General features: G+C 69.7%; 12 protein-coding genes. 8 read left to right on the forward strand and 4 right to left on the reverse strand.

What is annotated here, in order from left to right; genetic code table 11:
* Position 1: 1 nt before the first annotated feature.
* Both uraH and uraD read right to left on the reverse strand, forming a co-directional pair.
* A complete protein-coding gene (uraH, locus tag BLV57_RS36170; RefSeq protein WP_091297343.1) occupies positions 2–328 on the reverse strand; it encodes a hydroxyisourate hydrolase in 327 nt (108 codons plus the stop codon).
* Positions 325–795: a 2-oxo-4-hydroxy-4-carboxy-5-ureidoimidazoline decarboxylase gene (gene uraD / locus BLV57_RS36175; protein ID WP_091297344.1), complete on the reverse strand. Its 471-nt coding sequence runs from the start codon at positions 793–795 to the stop codon at positions 325–327. Before uraD ends, uraH begins: the two co-directional genes overlap by 4 nt.
* Before the next feature lie 226 nt (positions 796–1,021).
* On the opposite strand from uraD, the gene BLV57_RS36180 reads away from it, so the two are divergent.
* The 5 genes from BLV57_RS36180 to BLV57_RS36200 all read left to right on the forward strand — a co-directional run bounded on the left by BLV57_RS36180 (position 1,022) and on the right by BLV57_RS36200 (position 7,369).
* A complete protein-coding gene (locus tag BLV57_RS36180; protein ID WP_091297346.1) occupies positions 1,022–1,798 on the forward strand; it encodes a hydroxypyruvate isomerase family protein in 777 nt (258 codons plus the stop codon).
* Complete coding sequence (gene allB, locus BLV57_RS36185) at positions 1,795–3,111, forward strand: allantoinase AllB (RefSeq protein WP_091297347.1); 1,317 nt, start codon at positions 1,795–1,797, stop codon at positions 3,109–3,111. The genes BLV57_RS36180 and allB overlap by 4 nt, the downstream gene beginning before the upstream one ends.
* A 2-nt stretch (positions 3,112–3,113) precedes the next feature.
* Positions 3,114–4,109 carry an allantoicase gene (gene alc, locus BLV57_RS36190; RefSeq protein WP_091297349.1) on the forward strand — a complete coding sequence of 332 codons (996 nt, stop codon included), beginning with the start codon at positions 3,114–3,116 and terminating at the stop codon, positions 4,107–4,109.
* A gap of 59 nt (positions 4,110–4,168) precedes the next feature.
* Positions 4,169–4,600 (forward strand): hypothetical protein, encoded by a 432-nt coding sequence (locus BLV57_RS36195; protein ID WP_091297351.1) that lies wholly within the window; start codon positions 4,169–4,171, stop codon positions 4,598–4,600.
* Between the two features lie 159 nt (positions 4,601–4,759).
* A complete protein-coding gene (locus tag BLV57_RS36200; protein WP_091297354.1) occupies positions 4,760–7,369 on the forward strand; it encodes an FG-GAP-like repeat-containing protein in 2,610 nt (869 codons plus the stop codon).
* 46 nt (positions 7,370–7,415) lie between these two features.
* Here the strand turns inward: BLV57_RS36200 and BLV57_RS36205 are convergent, their stop codons facing one another.
* Positions 7,416–8,027: a (2Fe-2S)-binding protein gene (locus BLV57_RS36205; RefSeq protein ID WP_091297355.1), complete on the reverse strand. Its 612-nt coding sequence runs from the start codon at positions 8,025–8,027 to the stop codon at positions 7,416–7,418.
* Positions 8,024–8,866 carry a putative RNA methyltransferase gene (locus BLV57_RS36210; protein WP_091297358.1) on the reverse strand — a complete coding sequence of 281 codons (843 nt, stop codon included), beginning with the start codon at positions 8,864–8,866 and terminating at the stop codon, positions 8,024–8,026. Before BLV57_RS36210 ends, BLV57_RS36205 begins: the two co-directional genes overlap by 4 nt.
* 173 nt (positions 8,867–9,039) lie before the next feature.
* On the opposite strand from BLV57_RS36210, the gene BLV57_RS36215 reads away from it, so the two are divergent.
* From BLV57_RS36215 to BLV57_RS36225, 3 genes are read left to right on the forward strand one after another with little or no spacing between them, the layout of a single operon-like run.
* Positions 9,040–10,419 carry an ammonium transporter gene (locus BLV57_RS36215; RefSeq protein WP_176968958.1) on the forward strand — a complete coding sequence of 460 codons (1,380 nt, stop codon included), beginning with the start codon at positions 9,040–9,042 and terminating at the stop codon, positions 10,417–10,419.
* Positions 10,416–10,754 carry a P-II family nitrogen regulator gene (locus BLV57_RS36220; protein WP_091297359.1) on the forward strand — a complete coding sequence of 113 codons (339 nt, stop codon included), beginning with the start codon at positions 10,416–10,418 and terminating at the stop codon, positions 10,752–10,754. Before BLV57_RS36215 ends, BLV57_RS36220 begins: the two co-directional genes overlap by 4 nt.
* A 2-nt stretch (positions 10,755–10,756) precedes the next feature.
* Positions 10,757–13,069 carry a [protein-PII] uridylyltransferase gene (locus tag BLV57_RS36225; RefSeq protein ID WP_091297361.1) on the forward strand — a complete coding sequence of 771 codons (2,313 nt, stop codon included), beginning with the start codon at positions 10,757–10,759 and terminating at the stop codon, positions 13,067–13,069.
* The last annotated feature ends 34 nt before the right edge of the window (positions 13,070–13,103 follow it).

Below are 13,103 nucleotides of genomic sequence, written 5' to 3' on the forward strand. Positions count from 1 at the left end.
GTCAGCTCCCTCGATAGGTGGAATAGGAGAACGGGCTGAGCAGCACCGGCACGTGGTGGTGCGCGCCGGGGTCGGCGATCCGGAAGCTGACCGTGATCTCCGGGAAGAACGCCTCGGGCCCCAGGTAGGACCCGGTGTCGAAGATCAGCCGGTAGACACCGGCGTCGAGCCGCTCGGGGCCGAGGTCACGCACCCGGCCGTCGGCGTCGGTGACGCCTTCGGCGAGCACGGACCAGCCCGCGAGGTCATGGGCTTCGAGGCGCACCGGGACGCCTTGCGCGGGATGTCCCTCGGCCGTGTCGAGCACGTGCGTGGTCACCTGGCTCATCGGACCGCCTTCGCCAGCCGTAGTTTCGCGATCTTCACCAGCTCCTCGCCGGCGATGCGCAGCTCGGTGTCCGGGTCGTTGCCGAGCCGCGAGCGCAGGATCTCGAGCAGCTCTTCACCGCTCCGTCCGCTCGCGCACACCAGGTAGACGTGCCCGAAGCGGGCCTCGTACTCGGCGTTGGCCGCGAGGAACTTCTCCGCGGTCGAACCGTCCACACCGGACTGCTCCGAGCGTGACCACTCCGCACCCGTGCCCTCGCCCTTCGGCTTCTCGCCGATGCGGGGATGCGCGGCCATCGCGGCCCGGATCTCGTCCGGTTCGAGAACCAGATCGGCGGCCGCGAGCAGGCCTTCGAGGTCCGCGTACGGGCGACCGGACCGCACCGTGTCCACCCAGCGGGGCACCGCCAGGCACTCGGTGAGCACGGCACGCGGGTCGGCCGCGGCGTTGAACTCGGCGAGCTGCAACGTGAGACTCCTCTCGGTGCTTCGCCGCCGACACCGGGGCGTGTCTCTTGAATATTATCCGCGATAGCCGAGCCCAGGCGGCCCCTGGCGCCGTCGCGGAACCATCCGAGTACGACCCGGTACGAGGATGGCCCCGCGACGGCGCCAGGAACCACCTGGATCTCGACTCTCATCGGACAATATTCAAGAGACACGCCCAGCCCGTCCGCTCGGGTAGCGTCGACGCATGGATTACGACGTCAACCTGTCGATCCTCTTCACCGAGCTGCCGCTGCTCGACCGGCCGGCCGCGGCACGGGCCGCCGGTTTCGACGCCGCCGAGTTCTGGTGGCCGTTCGACGTGGCGGTGCCGCCGGACGCCGAAGTGGACCGGTTCGTCCGCGCGGTCGAGGACGCGGGGCTGCGGCTGGCGTTGCTGAACTTCTACGGCGGCGACCTCGCCGCCGGTGAGCGGGGGCTGGTCTCGACGCCCGGCCGCGAGACCGAGCTGGCCGACAACGTCGACGTCGCCATCGGGATCGCCGAGCGGCTGGGCTGCCGGACGTTCAATCCCTTGTACGGCCTGCGGATCGACGGTCTCGATCCCGCCAGGCAGGACGAGCACGCACTGTCCACACTGGACGCCATGGCGTCGAAGGTCGCTCGGATCGGCGGGCGGCTCGCACTGGAGCCACTTTCGGCTGTCGAGAGGTACCCGCTGCTGACCTCGGCCGACGCGCTGCGCGTGCTCGACAAGCTCGGCCGCGACGACGTGCTGCTGCTCGCCGACCTCTACCACCTCGCGGTCAACGGCGACGACCTCGACGAAGTCGTCAAGCTCGACCGCATCGGGCACGTCCAGATCGCCGACGCGCCCGGCCGTCACCAGCCCGGCACCGGCTCCCTGGACATCGCGGGCCACCTGCGGAAATTGTCCGAGGCGGGCTACGACGGTTACGTTGGCGTCGAATATCACCCGATCGGTCACAGCGCCGATTCGTTCGGCTGGATGGGAGCGGCGTGAAGCTGGTTTTCAAGGCCCGGCGGGTCATCACGCCCGAGGGGGAACGGCCCGCCTGCGTCGGCGTCGAGGACGGCCGGATCGTCGCGATCGACGACTGGCTGACCGGTGACCGGGTCATCGAGCTCGCCGACGACTCGGTGCTGCTGCCCGGTCTCGTCGACACCCACGTGCACGTCAACGACCCCGGCCGCAGCGAATGGGAGGGCTTCGACACGGCCACCCGCGCCGCGGCGGCCGGCGGCGTCACGACGCTGGTCGACATGCCGCTCAACAGCCTCCCGCCGACCGTCGACGTCGCGGCGCTCGACGTCAAGCGCAAGACGGCCGAGGGCCGTGTGCACATCGACGTCGGCTTCTGGGGCGGCGCGATCCCCGGCAACCGCGCTGACCTGCGCGGACTGCACGAGGCGGGCGTGTACGGCTTCAAGTGCTTCCTGCTGCACTCCGGTGTCGACGAGTTCCCGCCGCTGAGCGACCCGGAGCTCGAAGAAGACCTGCGGGAGCTGAAGGGGTTCGGCGCGATGATGATCGTGCACGCCGAGGACTCCGACTCGATCGAGCACGCGCCCCAGCCGCACGGCGCCAAGTACGACGACTTCCTGCACTCACGGCCACGCGGCGCGGAGAACATGGCGATCGCGCGGGTCATCGAGCTGGCCAGGCGGACCGGCGCGCGCGTGCACATCCTGCATCTGTCGTCGTCGGACGCGCTGCCGATGATCGCCAGCGCGAAACGGGACGGCGTGCCGGTGACCGTCGAGACCTGCCCGCACTACCTGAGCTTCACCGCCGAGGAGATCCTCGACGGCGCGACGCAGTTCAAATGCTGCCCGCCGATCCGCGAGGCGGAGAACCGCGAGCTGCTGTGGCGCGGGCTCGCCGACGGCGTGATCGATTACATCGTCAGCGACCATTCACCGTGCACGGCCGAGCTGAAACGCTTCGACAGCGGGGATTTCGGCGAAGCCTGGGGCGGCATTGCGAGCCTGCAGCTCGGCCTGCCCGCAGTCTGGACGCAAGCACGGCATCGCGGATTCGCGCTGACCGACGTCGTGCGCTGGATGGCGCAGCGACCGGCCGAGCACGTCGGCCTGGTCCACAAGGGACGGATCGAGGTCGGCTGCGACGCGGACTTCTGCGTGTTCGCGCCGGACGAGTCGTTCCAGGTGGACGCCCGGAAACTCCAGCACCGCAACAAGGTCAGCGCCTACCATGGCCGGACGCTCGCCGGTGTGGTGCGCTCGACCTGGCTGCGCGGCACGGAGGTCACCGGCGCGCGGGCTCTGGGCCGCTTGCTGAGCAGAGGGGAATGACGATGATCGAACGTCCGCAGTGGACGTCCAAACCGGACTTGGCGTCGAGGCGTTTCGGCGGCACGGTCATGTGGGCGACCGACGAGTTGTTCGCGGAGAAGGAAAACCTCATCAACGGCTGGGCGCCGACGCACCGGCCGGAGACCTTCGGCCCGCGTGGCCAGCTTTACGACGGCTGGGAGACGCGCCGCCGCCGCGAAGCCGGTGACGACATGGCGATCGTGCGCCTCGGCCTGCCCGGCCGGGTCTCGGGCGTCATCGTCGACACGGCGTTCTTCAAGGGCAACTATCCGCCGTACATCTCGGTCGAGGCCTGCGCGGTCGACGGCTACCCCAGCCCCGGCGAGCTGACCGACTGGGAGCCGATCGTCGCGCGTTCGGCGGTCAACGGCGACCAGGAGAACTTCTTCCCGGTCGCCAACGCCAAGCGGTACACCCATGTCCGGCTCACCATGTACCCCGACGGCGGCGTCGCCAGGCTGCGTGTGCACGGCACCCCGATCGCCGATCCGCGCCAGGTCGACTTCGACGCGCTCGACCTCGCCGCGCTGGAGAACGGCGCGTCGATCACCGGCTGCAGCAACATGTTCTACTCGTCGCCGAACAACCTGCTCGCGCCAGGACTGGCCGCGAACCAGGCCGAGGGCTGGGAAACGTCACGCCGCCGCGGCGACGGCAACGACTGGGTGACGCTGAAGCTCGCGGGCGCGGGCACCATCCGGTTCGCCGAACTCGACACCACGCACCTCAAGGGCAACGCGCCGGGCTGGGCTTCGCTGAGCGGGTCGGCCGACGGCGGCGAGCGGTGGTTCGAGCTGCTGCCCCGCACGCGCCTGCAGCCGGACACGCGGCACCGGTTCGCGCTGCTCGACTCGCCCGAGGTGACCGACGCCCGGCTCGACATCTACCCCGACGGTGGCCTGGCCAGGCTGCGCTTGTGGGGCGGGCTAACGGAATCGGGCCGCGCGACGGTCAAACATCGCTTCGAGCATTCGTAGCTTCGGCCACCGCCGAAACCATGATCATGAACGCTGGCCCCTTTGTAGGGTGCGGCCTCATGAGAATCCGTAGCCTGACCGTCGCAGCGGCCTTCGCCGTCGCGGCGGTGCTCATCCCGTTCACCGCGAGCCCCGCTTCCGCCGCCGCGGTCGGCAGCAAGTGCACCACCTCGGACGGCGGTGCGCTGGGCGCCTGGGACGGCACTTTCAGCAGCCCCTGGTCGATCAGCGGGCTGCACCTGAGCGTGTACGACGAGAAGGCCGACGGCCACCACCCGGGTGTCCGCCTGATCACCTACGACACCGGCGGCGTTCGCAACCCGTGGCCCTGGCACGAGGTGTACGGCGGCAAGGGCGACGGCGACATCTGGAACACCAGCGCCAACGATGACGCGGGCATCTTCATGGCCCGCGTGGAGGTCGGCAACTTCGAGGGCTCGGAGCTGCTGAAGAGCTGCCTGAGCGCCGTCAAGTACAACCCGCTGTCCTAGGACTCGTGAGTGGCACGGCCGGTTCTAACCGGCCGTACCACTCACGAGTCCTTTTCCGACCCCGCGCCGATCATGTGCGCACGAATGGCGGCTTTGAAGCGCCAAAAGTGCGGAGGAGCGTAGAGCGACTTTGGGTGTGCGCGAGGGGAAGGACCCAAAATGGCTCGAGAACTGATCGTCGTCACCAGACCGGACGCCGAACTCCGCGCCCGGGCCGCCGGATTGGCCTCGGCCGCTGACGCCGACATCGGCTCGTTGTCTTCGGCACTGGCCAGGCACGGCGCCCGGCTGACGCCGCTGTTCGGGCTCAGCGAGGAACGACTACGCGCCGGCATCGTCGCATTGCAGAACACCGAGGTGCCCGATCTCGCCACGTATTATCGGGTCGAGGCCGAAGACGCCGTGCTCGACGACCTGGCTGCCGTGCTCCGAGCGGAAGATCTCGTCGACGGCGCGTACGTCAAACCGGATGGGGCGCCACCGTCGACCGCGGTCGAACCCACGCTCAACACGATGGTGCCGCGCACCGACGATCCACCCGCCGTCACCCCGGATTTCAGTACGCTCCAAGGGTATCTGGACCCCGCGCCCGGCGGGATCGACGCGCGGTACGCCTGGACGATCGACGGCGGGCGCGGCCGGGGAGTCCGCGTCGTCGACTGCGAATGGGCCTGGCGGTTCACCCACGAGGACCTCGGGCAGGGCCAGGGCGGCGTGCTCGCCGGGACCGCTTCGGCCGATCAGCGCAGCATCGACCACGGCACGGCCGTGCTCGGCGTGATCAGCGGCGACCGCAACGGCCTCGGCGTGACCGGCATCGCCTCCGACGCCTGGGTGGCCGGGTCGAGCTTCCACGACCAGTCCACCGCGAAGGCCATCCGCGCGGCCGCGGACAAGCTCGGGCCCGGTGACCTTCTCCTGCTGGAGATCCACCGTCCCGGTCCGAACACGCCCGATCCCGAGCAGGGCCAGCGCGGCTATATCGCGATCGAATGGTGGCCGGACGATTTCGCCGCCATTCGCTATGCGATCGCGAAAGGCGTCATCGTGGTCGAAGCGGCGGGAAACGGATTCCAGAACCTCGACGACGCCGTTTACGATCGGCCGCCCGCCGGATTCCCGAGCACTTGGCGTAACCCGTTCAACGCGGCGAACCCGTCCTCCGGCGCGATCGTGGTCGGCGCGGGCGCCCCGCCGCAAGGCACGCACGGCGCGGACTGGGGCCCGGACCGTTCGCGGCTCGACTTCTCCAACTACGGCGCGCGCGTCGACGCGCAGGGCTGGGGCCGCGAGGTCACGTCGACCGGCTACGGCGATCTGCAAGGCGGAACCAGCCAGGACCTCTGGTACACCAACACTTTCGCCGGGACGTCGAGCGCGTCACCGATCGTCGTCGGCGCGCTTGCCTGTCTCCAGGGTATCTTCCACGGCCGCGGCCCGCTGCGCCTCACACCGAGTCGCGCGCGGGCGCTCCTGCGCGCGACCGGTTCGCCGCAGCGGGACGCGCCGGGCAGGCCCGCCACCCAGCGCATCGGCACCCGGCCCGACCTGCGGGAGCTGATCCCGGCGGCGACCCGGCCGTCGATCCGCGTCGGTGACGTCGACGGCGACGGCCGCGCGGAGATCGTCGTGACGAGCCCGTGGGGGATGGGCGTGCTCAAGCAGTCCGGCGGCTCGCTGACCGCGCCGATGCTGGCGCCGAACGGCACCCGCTTCGGCCAATGGCTGCTCAACACCGCGGACAACCGGCTCGACCCGCTCGCCGATTTCGACGGGGACGGGCGGTCCGAGGTCGTGGTGACCAGCCCGTGGGGTCTCGGCGTGGTCAAGGTGCTCGGCGGCACGGCGGTCACGTCGGCGATGGCGGGCAACGGGACACGGCTGGGGCAGTGGCTGCTGAACACGGCCGACGACGAGTTCGGGCCCGCCGGGGACTTCGACGGGGACCGGCGCGGCGAGCTGCTGGTGCGGAGTCCTTGGGGCTTGGGCGTGCTGAAGCAGTCCGGCACCAGCATGACCAGCTCGATGCTCGCGCCGAACGGCACGCGTTTCGGTCAGTGGCTGCTCAACACCGCCGACAATCACTTCGGGCCGGTCGGGGATTTCGACGGGGACGGCCGCGACGAGATCCTGGTGACCAGCCCCTGGGGTATCGGCATCCTGAAGCAGTCCGGCCCCTCGCTGACCGTGTCGATGATGGCGCCGAACGGCTCCCGTTTCGGGCAGTGGCTGTTGAACACCGCCGACAACCGGTTCGGGCCGGTCGGCGACTTCGATGGCGACGGGCACGACGAGATCCTGGTGACCAGTCCCTGGGGTATCGGCATCCTCAAGCTGTCGGGTGGCACGCTGAGTGCGCCCGTGATGGCGCCCAACGGCGTGCGGTTCGGCGGCTGGCTGCTGAACACGGCCGACAACGAGTTCGGCCCCGTCGGCGACTTCGACGCCGACACGCGCGTGGAGATCCTCGTCAAAAGCCCTTGGGGCGTAGGGATTTTGAAGCAGATCGGCGGGGCGCTGACCGTGCCGTCGATGGCGCCGAACGGGTCGCGCTTCGGCGACTGGCTCTTGAACACGGCCGACAACCACTTCGGCTCGGTCGCCGACTTCGACGGCGACCACCGCGCCGAGATCCTGCTGACCAGCCCCTGGGGCGTCGGGATGCTGAAACAGACCGGCGCGACGTTCACGGCCTCGCTACTGGCGCCCAACGGCTCGCACCTCGGCGGCTGGCTCCTGAACACGGCCGACAACGAGTTCGGAGGTTAGGAACGGGATAAAGCGGGCTTTATGCCAAGACGGCATAAAGCCCGCTTTATCCCGTTCGCAAGCGGCGCTCGCGCTCCTCGGGGCGCTGGCGAGGGCAGCTCGTGCACTTCGGTGCGTTCGCGGTCTCGTAGATCAGGCAGCACGACGCACGCCGGACCACCGGAGTGCGCCCGACCCGGACGAACCGCGGCTTCGGCCAGCCGTGCCCGATGGCCGCGACCAGCGGCTCGGCCAGCGTCAGCGCGCGCTCGGGGTCCACCGTCCACAGCAGACGGTTGCCGACCGAGTCCGTCGCGATGGCACGCAGCGCGGGCACCCGCGCGCCGCTGACCTCGGAGATCGTCGCGATCACCGGCTCGTACGCCTCGGCCATCGCCGCGCCGACCGTCTCGAGATCACCCGGCAGCGTCCTGGTCGCGTGCGCGCCGCGGAACCGGCCGTCGGCCAGCATGTCCAGCTCGACGGCGTCCAGCGCGGGATCGGCCGCGACGCCGTCGCGGACCAGCGCCTCCACCACGGGGCCGATGAGCACGGACGACAGCGAGTACCACCAGACGGTGCCGAGCACCAGCGGCGGCGCGCAGCCGTACAGCTTCGCCGCGCCGCCGATCCGCGCCCGCACCCAGGTCGCGTCGGTGAGCAGCGTCGCCGGGGTCATCGCCGGTAGGCCGAGACGGTGAACGAGGTGGTCACCTCGACGGGCTCGGTGATCGCGTCGAGCTGGCCCGCCCGGCCGTCCTTGTGCAGGTGGTGCGCGCTCGGGCCCATGCCGACGACCTGGCGGATCTGCTCGGGGCTCAGCGTGACCCGGCGCGTGAGCTCGGTGCGGGACTTGAGCGTGACGTACTCCGCCAGCGTGGCGTCGAGGCGTTCTTCCTTGCGCTCGTCGACCGACACGATCAGGTCCCGCAGCTCGGCGAGGTGCCCGGGGTTCGGCACGGCGACCACGAGCTTCCCGCCGGGCCGCAGCACCCGGTGGAACTCGGGCCCGTTGCGCGGGGCGAACACGTTGAGCACGAGCGAAGCCGAAGCGGAAGCCACCGGCCAAGGCTCCCAGAGGTTCCACACGGCCGCACCCAGCCGCTCGTGCGCGCGGGCGGCGCGCCGCAACGCGACGGCCGATACGTCCAGCGCGAGCCCGTGGGCCGAGGGGGCGGCGTCGAGCACGCGCGCGAGGTAGTAGCCGGTGCCCGCGCCAGCGTCGACGATCAGTCCCTCGGTCGCGTGCCTGGCGAGCTCGTCGGCGAGCGGCGCGTAAACACCGCTGCCGAGGAACGCCACGCGCGCCGCGACCATGTCCGGGGTGTCGGCCGTGCCCGCCGGTATTCGCGCATGCAAAAGGTTCACGTAACCCTGTTTGGCTACGTCGAACGAGTGACCCCGGTCGCAACGCAGGGTGCGCTGCGTTAAGACGAGCGGGTTACCGCAAACAGAGCACAAGAGAACATCGAGGACGGCTGGTGGCGGTAAGTGATTGCCGTGCCCGGTGCTGGTCATGTCGCTATTCGACCACGAGGTTACGGAGGCGGACATTCCCACCCGGGTGGCAGGAAACCTGCCCGTAACAACCCCGCACCCACAGTTCACTCCCGCGAAACCTCTGACGCCGCCCCGCGAAACACCACGGGCCAAAACTGCGCCCCAATGAAATCCGCGCACAGGAGGACGATGTGCTGAACGCAGGAGACACCGCTTGGGTGTTGGCCAGCGCCGCGCTGGTCATGCTCATGACACCGGGACTGGCGTTCTTCTACGGCGGCATGGTCCGCGTGAAGAGCGTTCTGAACATGCTGATGATGAACTTCATCGCGCTGGCCGTGGTCGGCGTGCTGTGGGTGCTGTACGGCTTCACCATGTCGTTCGGCAACGACGCGTTCGGCGGCCTGCTCGGCAACTTCGACTTCGCCGGGCTGAGCAACACCTTCGGCAAGCTCGCCGGGTTCGTCACCGCCGCCACCGACTCGGCGCCCGAGGTGCCGTGGCCCGGCGCCGACGGCCTGCCGATCCTGGCCTTCGTGATGTTCCAGCTGATGTTCGCGATCATCACCCCCGCCCTCATCTCCGGCGCCATCGCCGACCGGGTGAAGTTCTGGGGCTGGGTGCTGTTCGTCGTCATCTGGGTGACCATCGTGTACTTCCCGGTGGCGCACTGGGTGTTCTCGTTCAACGGTTTCGTCGGCGCCGACGCGGTCGGCGGCTGGATCGCCAACAACCTCAAGGCACTCGACTTCGCCGGTGGCACCGCGGTCCACATCAACGCCGGTGCGGCCGGTCTGGCGCTGGCCATCGTCGTCGGCAAGCGCAAGGGCTGGCCGAAGGACACCGGGCGCCCGCACAACGTCCCGTTCGTCCTGCTGGGCGCGAGCCTGCTGTGGTTCGGCTGGTACGGCTTCAACGCCGGCTCGGCGCTGGCCGCCAACGACCTCGCCGCCGTCGCGTTCACCAACACCACCGTGGCCACCGCCGCCGCCGTGCTCGGCTGGCTGATCATCGAGCAGCTGAAGTTCGGCAAGCCGACCACCCTCGGCGCCGCGTCCGGTGCCGTCGCCGGCCTGGTCGCGATCACCCCGGCCTGCGGTTTCGTCACGCCGATCGGGTCGATCGTCATCGGCCTCGTCGCCGGTGTGCTCTGCGCGCTGGCGGTCAGCCTCAAGTTCCGCTTCGGCTTCGACGACTCGCTCGACGTCGTCGGCGTCCACCTGGTCGGCGGCATCGTCGGCACGCTGCTCATCGGTCTTTTCGCCACCAAGAAGGTCAACTCGCTCGGCGCGGACGGCCTGTTCTACGGCGGCGGTCTCGACCAGCTCGGTAAGCAGGCGCTCGCGGCGGGCGCGGTGCTCGCGTACTCCTTCGTGCTCACCTTCATCATCGGCTGGGTGCTCAAGAAGATCGGCGCCTTCCGGGTCAGCGTCGAGGACGAGGTCAACGGCCTCGACGAGGCGCTGCACGCGGAAAGCGCCTACGACTTCACCGGCTCGGGTGGCGGCGGCCACAGCACGCCGAGCACTATTCCGGTCAAGTCCGTTTCTCTTGAGGGGAGCAAGGCGTGAAGCTCATCACCGCCATCGTCAAGCCGTTCACACTCGACGACATCCGCTCGGCGCTGGAGCAGCTCGGCGTGCTGGGCATGACGGTCAGCGAAGTGCAGGGCTACGGCAGGCAGAAGGGCCACACCGAGGTCTACCGCGGCGCCGAGTACTCGGTCGACTTCGTGGCCAAGCTCCGCATCGAGGTCGTCACGGACGACACCAACGTCGAGAAGGTGCTGGACGCGATCATCACGGCCGCGCACACCGGCAAGATCGGCGACGGGAAGCTGTGGGTGACCCCGGTCGACACGGTGATCAGGGTCCGGACCGGCGAACGCGGGACGGACGCACTGTAGCCGTGGTCGACGGGGGAGAGCTGGTCAAGGCCACCGAGCGGCTGCTCGAGGGCAGGCACGGACGACTGGGCGCGGCGGCACTGCGCGCCGCCCTGGTCGACCTTTACGAGTTCTGGCTGAGCAAGGGCGCCACGGCGGCCGGCGTCGACACCGCGGAACCGGGTGTCGCGCTGGTCGCCGTCGGCGGTCTCGGCAGACGAGAGTTAGTACCCTTCTCAGACCTTGACTTGGTCTTGCTGCACAACGGAAACCCCGACGTGGCCAAGGTGGCCGACGCGCTCTGGTACCCACTGTGGGACGCGCGCGTCGGCCTCGACCACTCGGTCAGAACCCCCGGCGAAGCACTGAAAGTCGCCTCCGAAGACCTGCGCACCGCAGTGGGGTTGTTGGACGCCCGCCACATAGCGGGCGACGCGGGGTTGACCGATCGTCTCGCGTCGGCGGCCCGCGACCAATGGCGCCGCACGGCCCGCAAAGTCTTACCCTCCTTGGCGGAATCGATCCGCCTGCGCTGGCAGCGCAGCGGCGAGATCGCCCAGTCCGCGGAGCCCGACCTCAAGTACGGCAGGGGAGGCCTCCGCGACATCGGCGTGCTCGAAGCATTGGCTCTGGCCCAGCTGACCGACCGCCTCAGCGAAGAACTCCGCGCCGCCAAGGAGTTACTGCTCGACGTCCGCACCGAGATGCGCCGCGAGCTCCGCCGCGACCGCGACATCCTCGGAGCCGCGGAAGCCGACCTCGTAGCGTCCGAATTGGACCTCGGCGACCGCTTTTCCTTGGCCCGAAAGCTTTCTGGCGCCGGCCGCGCGGTCGGCTACGCGGTCGACGTCGCCTTGAGGTCGACGGAGGAAGCCCCCAGGTCCCGCTTCGGCCGCCGCCCCGCCCGAACCCCGTTGGACGAAGGCGTGGTCCTCCACGGCAACGAGGTGGCCCTCGCCCGAGACGTCGTCCCGGCCAAAGACCCAGCCTTGTTGCTCCGCGTCGCCGCGGCCTCGGCCCGCACCGGCAAGCCCATTTCCCACGGCACCCTCCGCACCTTGGCCGACTCGGCCCCCGAACTCCGAGCCCCTTGGCCCGCCGACGCCCGCAACTCACTGGTCGAGCTGCTTGGCGCCGGCGAAGGCCTGGTCGACGCGGTCGAAGCCTTGGACCGCACCGGTCTGTGGGCCCGCCTGTTCCCCGAATGGGGAGCCGTTCGCGACCTCCCACCCCGCTCACCGGTCCATTCCTGGACGGTCGACCGGCACCTGGTCCGGGCAGCCGTCGAGGCATCCCGCTTGACCACCACGGTGTCCCGACCGGACCTGCTGTTGATCGGAGCCCTGCTCCACGACATCGGCAAGGGCCGCGAAGCCGACCATTCCGAACTCGGCGCGGCCATCTCCCTTCAAGTGGCTGCCCGGCTCGGTCTGTCCACAGAGGACGCGGCCTTGGTGTCCGCAATGGTCCGACACCATTTGCTGTTACCCCACACCGCGACCCGCCGCGACATCTCGGACCCGGCCACGGTCACCCGCATCGTCAAGACCCTCGACAACGACCCGATCCTGCTCGAGTTGCTGCACGCCTTGACGACCGCGGATTCCCTCGCCACCGGCCCCGGCGTCTGGACGGATTGGAAGGCCCGCCTGCTGGCTGACCTGGTCTCCAGCTGCTCACACGCCATGCACGGCAAGGGTTTGAGCGTCCCCGACCCCCTGACCGACCAGCAGCGCGACCTAGTAGCCAAGGCGGTCTCCTCGGGCCACGGCGAAGTCCAGATCTCCGCCGAGGGCAAGGTCGTCACGGTCGTCTTGGCGGTCCCCGGCCGCAGCGAACTCCTCGCCCCCGCGGCGGGAGTGTTGGCGTTGCACTCCCTCGAGGTCCACACGGCGATCCTCCGCAGCCACGACGGCGGCCGCGCGGGCGTCTTCACCGCATCCCCGAAGTTCGGCTCCCTCCCGGACACAACGCTCCTGCGGGAGCAGTTCGCTCGCGCGGTCGCGGGCACTTTGCCCTTGACCCAACGGATCGCGGCCAAGGAACGCGACTACGCGACTCCTCAGGAGCCCGCCCCGGCCAAGGTCCTGTGGTTCGACGACGAGACCAGCGGCTCGGACACAGTGGTCTTGGAACTGCGCGCGGCCGACCGCATCGGCCTCCTCTTCCGCGTCGCGGGCGCCCTGCGCCGCTGCGAGGCCGAGGTCCGCTGGGCCAAGGCGGCCACACTCGGCGGCGCGGTCGTCGACTCGTTCGCGATCGCCCCGCGCACGGGCCGCGTCGACTCGGCCTGGCGCGACCGCGTGACCGAAGCCGTGCTCAACGCGGCTTCCTGAACCGCGGCCCGGCGATTCGCCGGGCCGCGACTTT

It is taken from the genome of Amycolatopsis xylanica (assembly GCF_900107045.1).
Taxonomy (GTDB): domain Bacteria; phylum Actinomycetota; class Actinomycetes; order Mycobacteriales; family Pseudonocardiaceae; genus Amycolatopsis; species Amycolatopsis xylanica.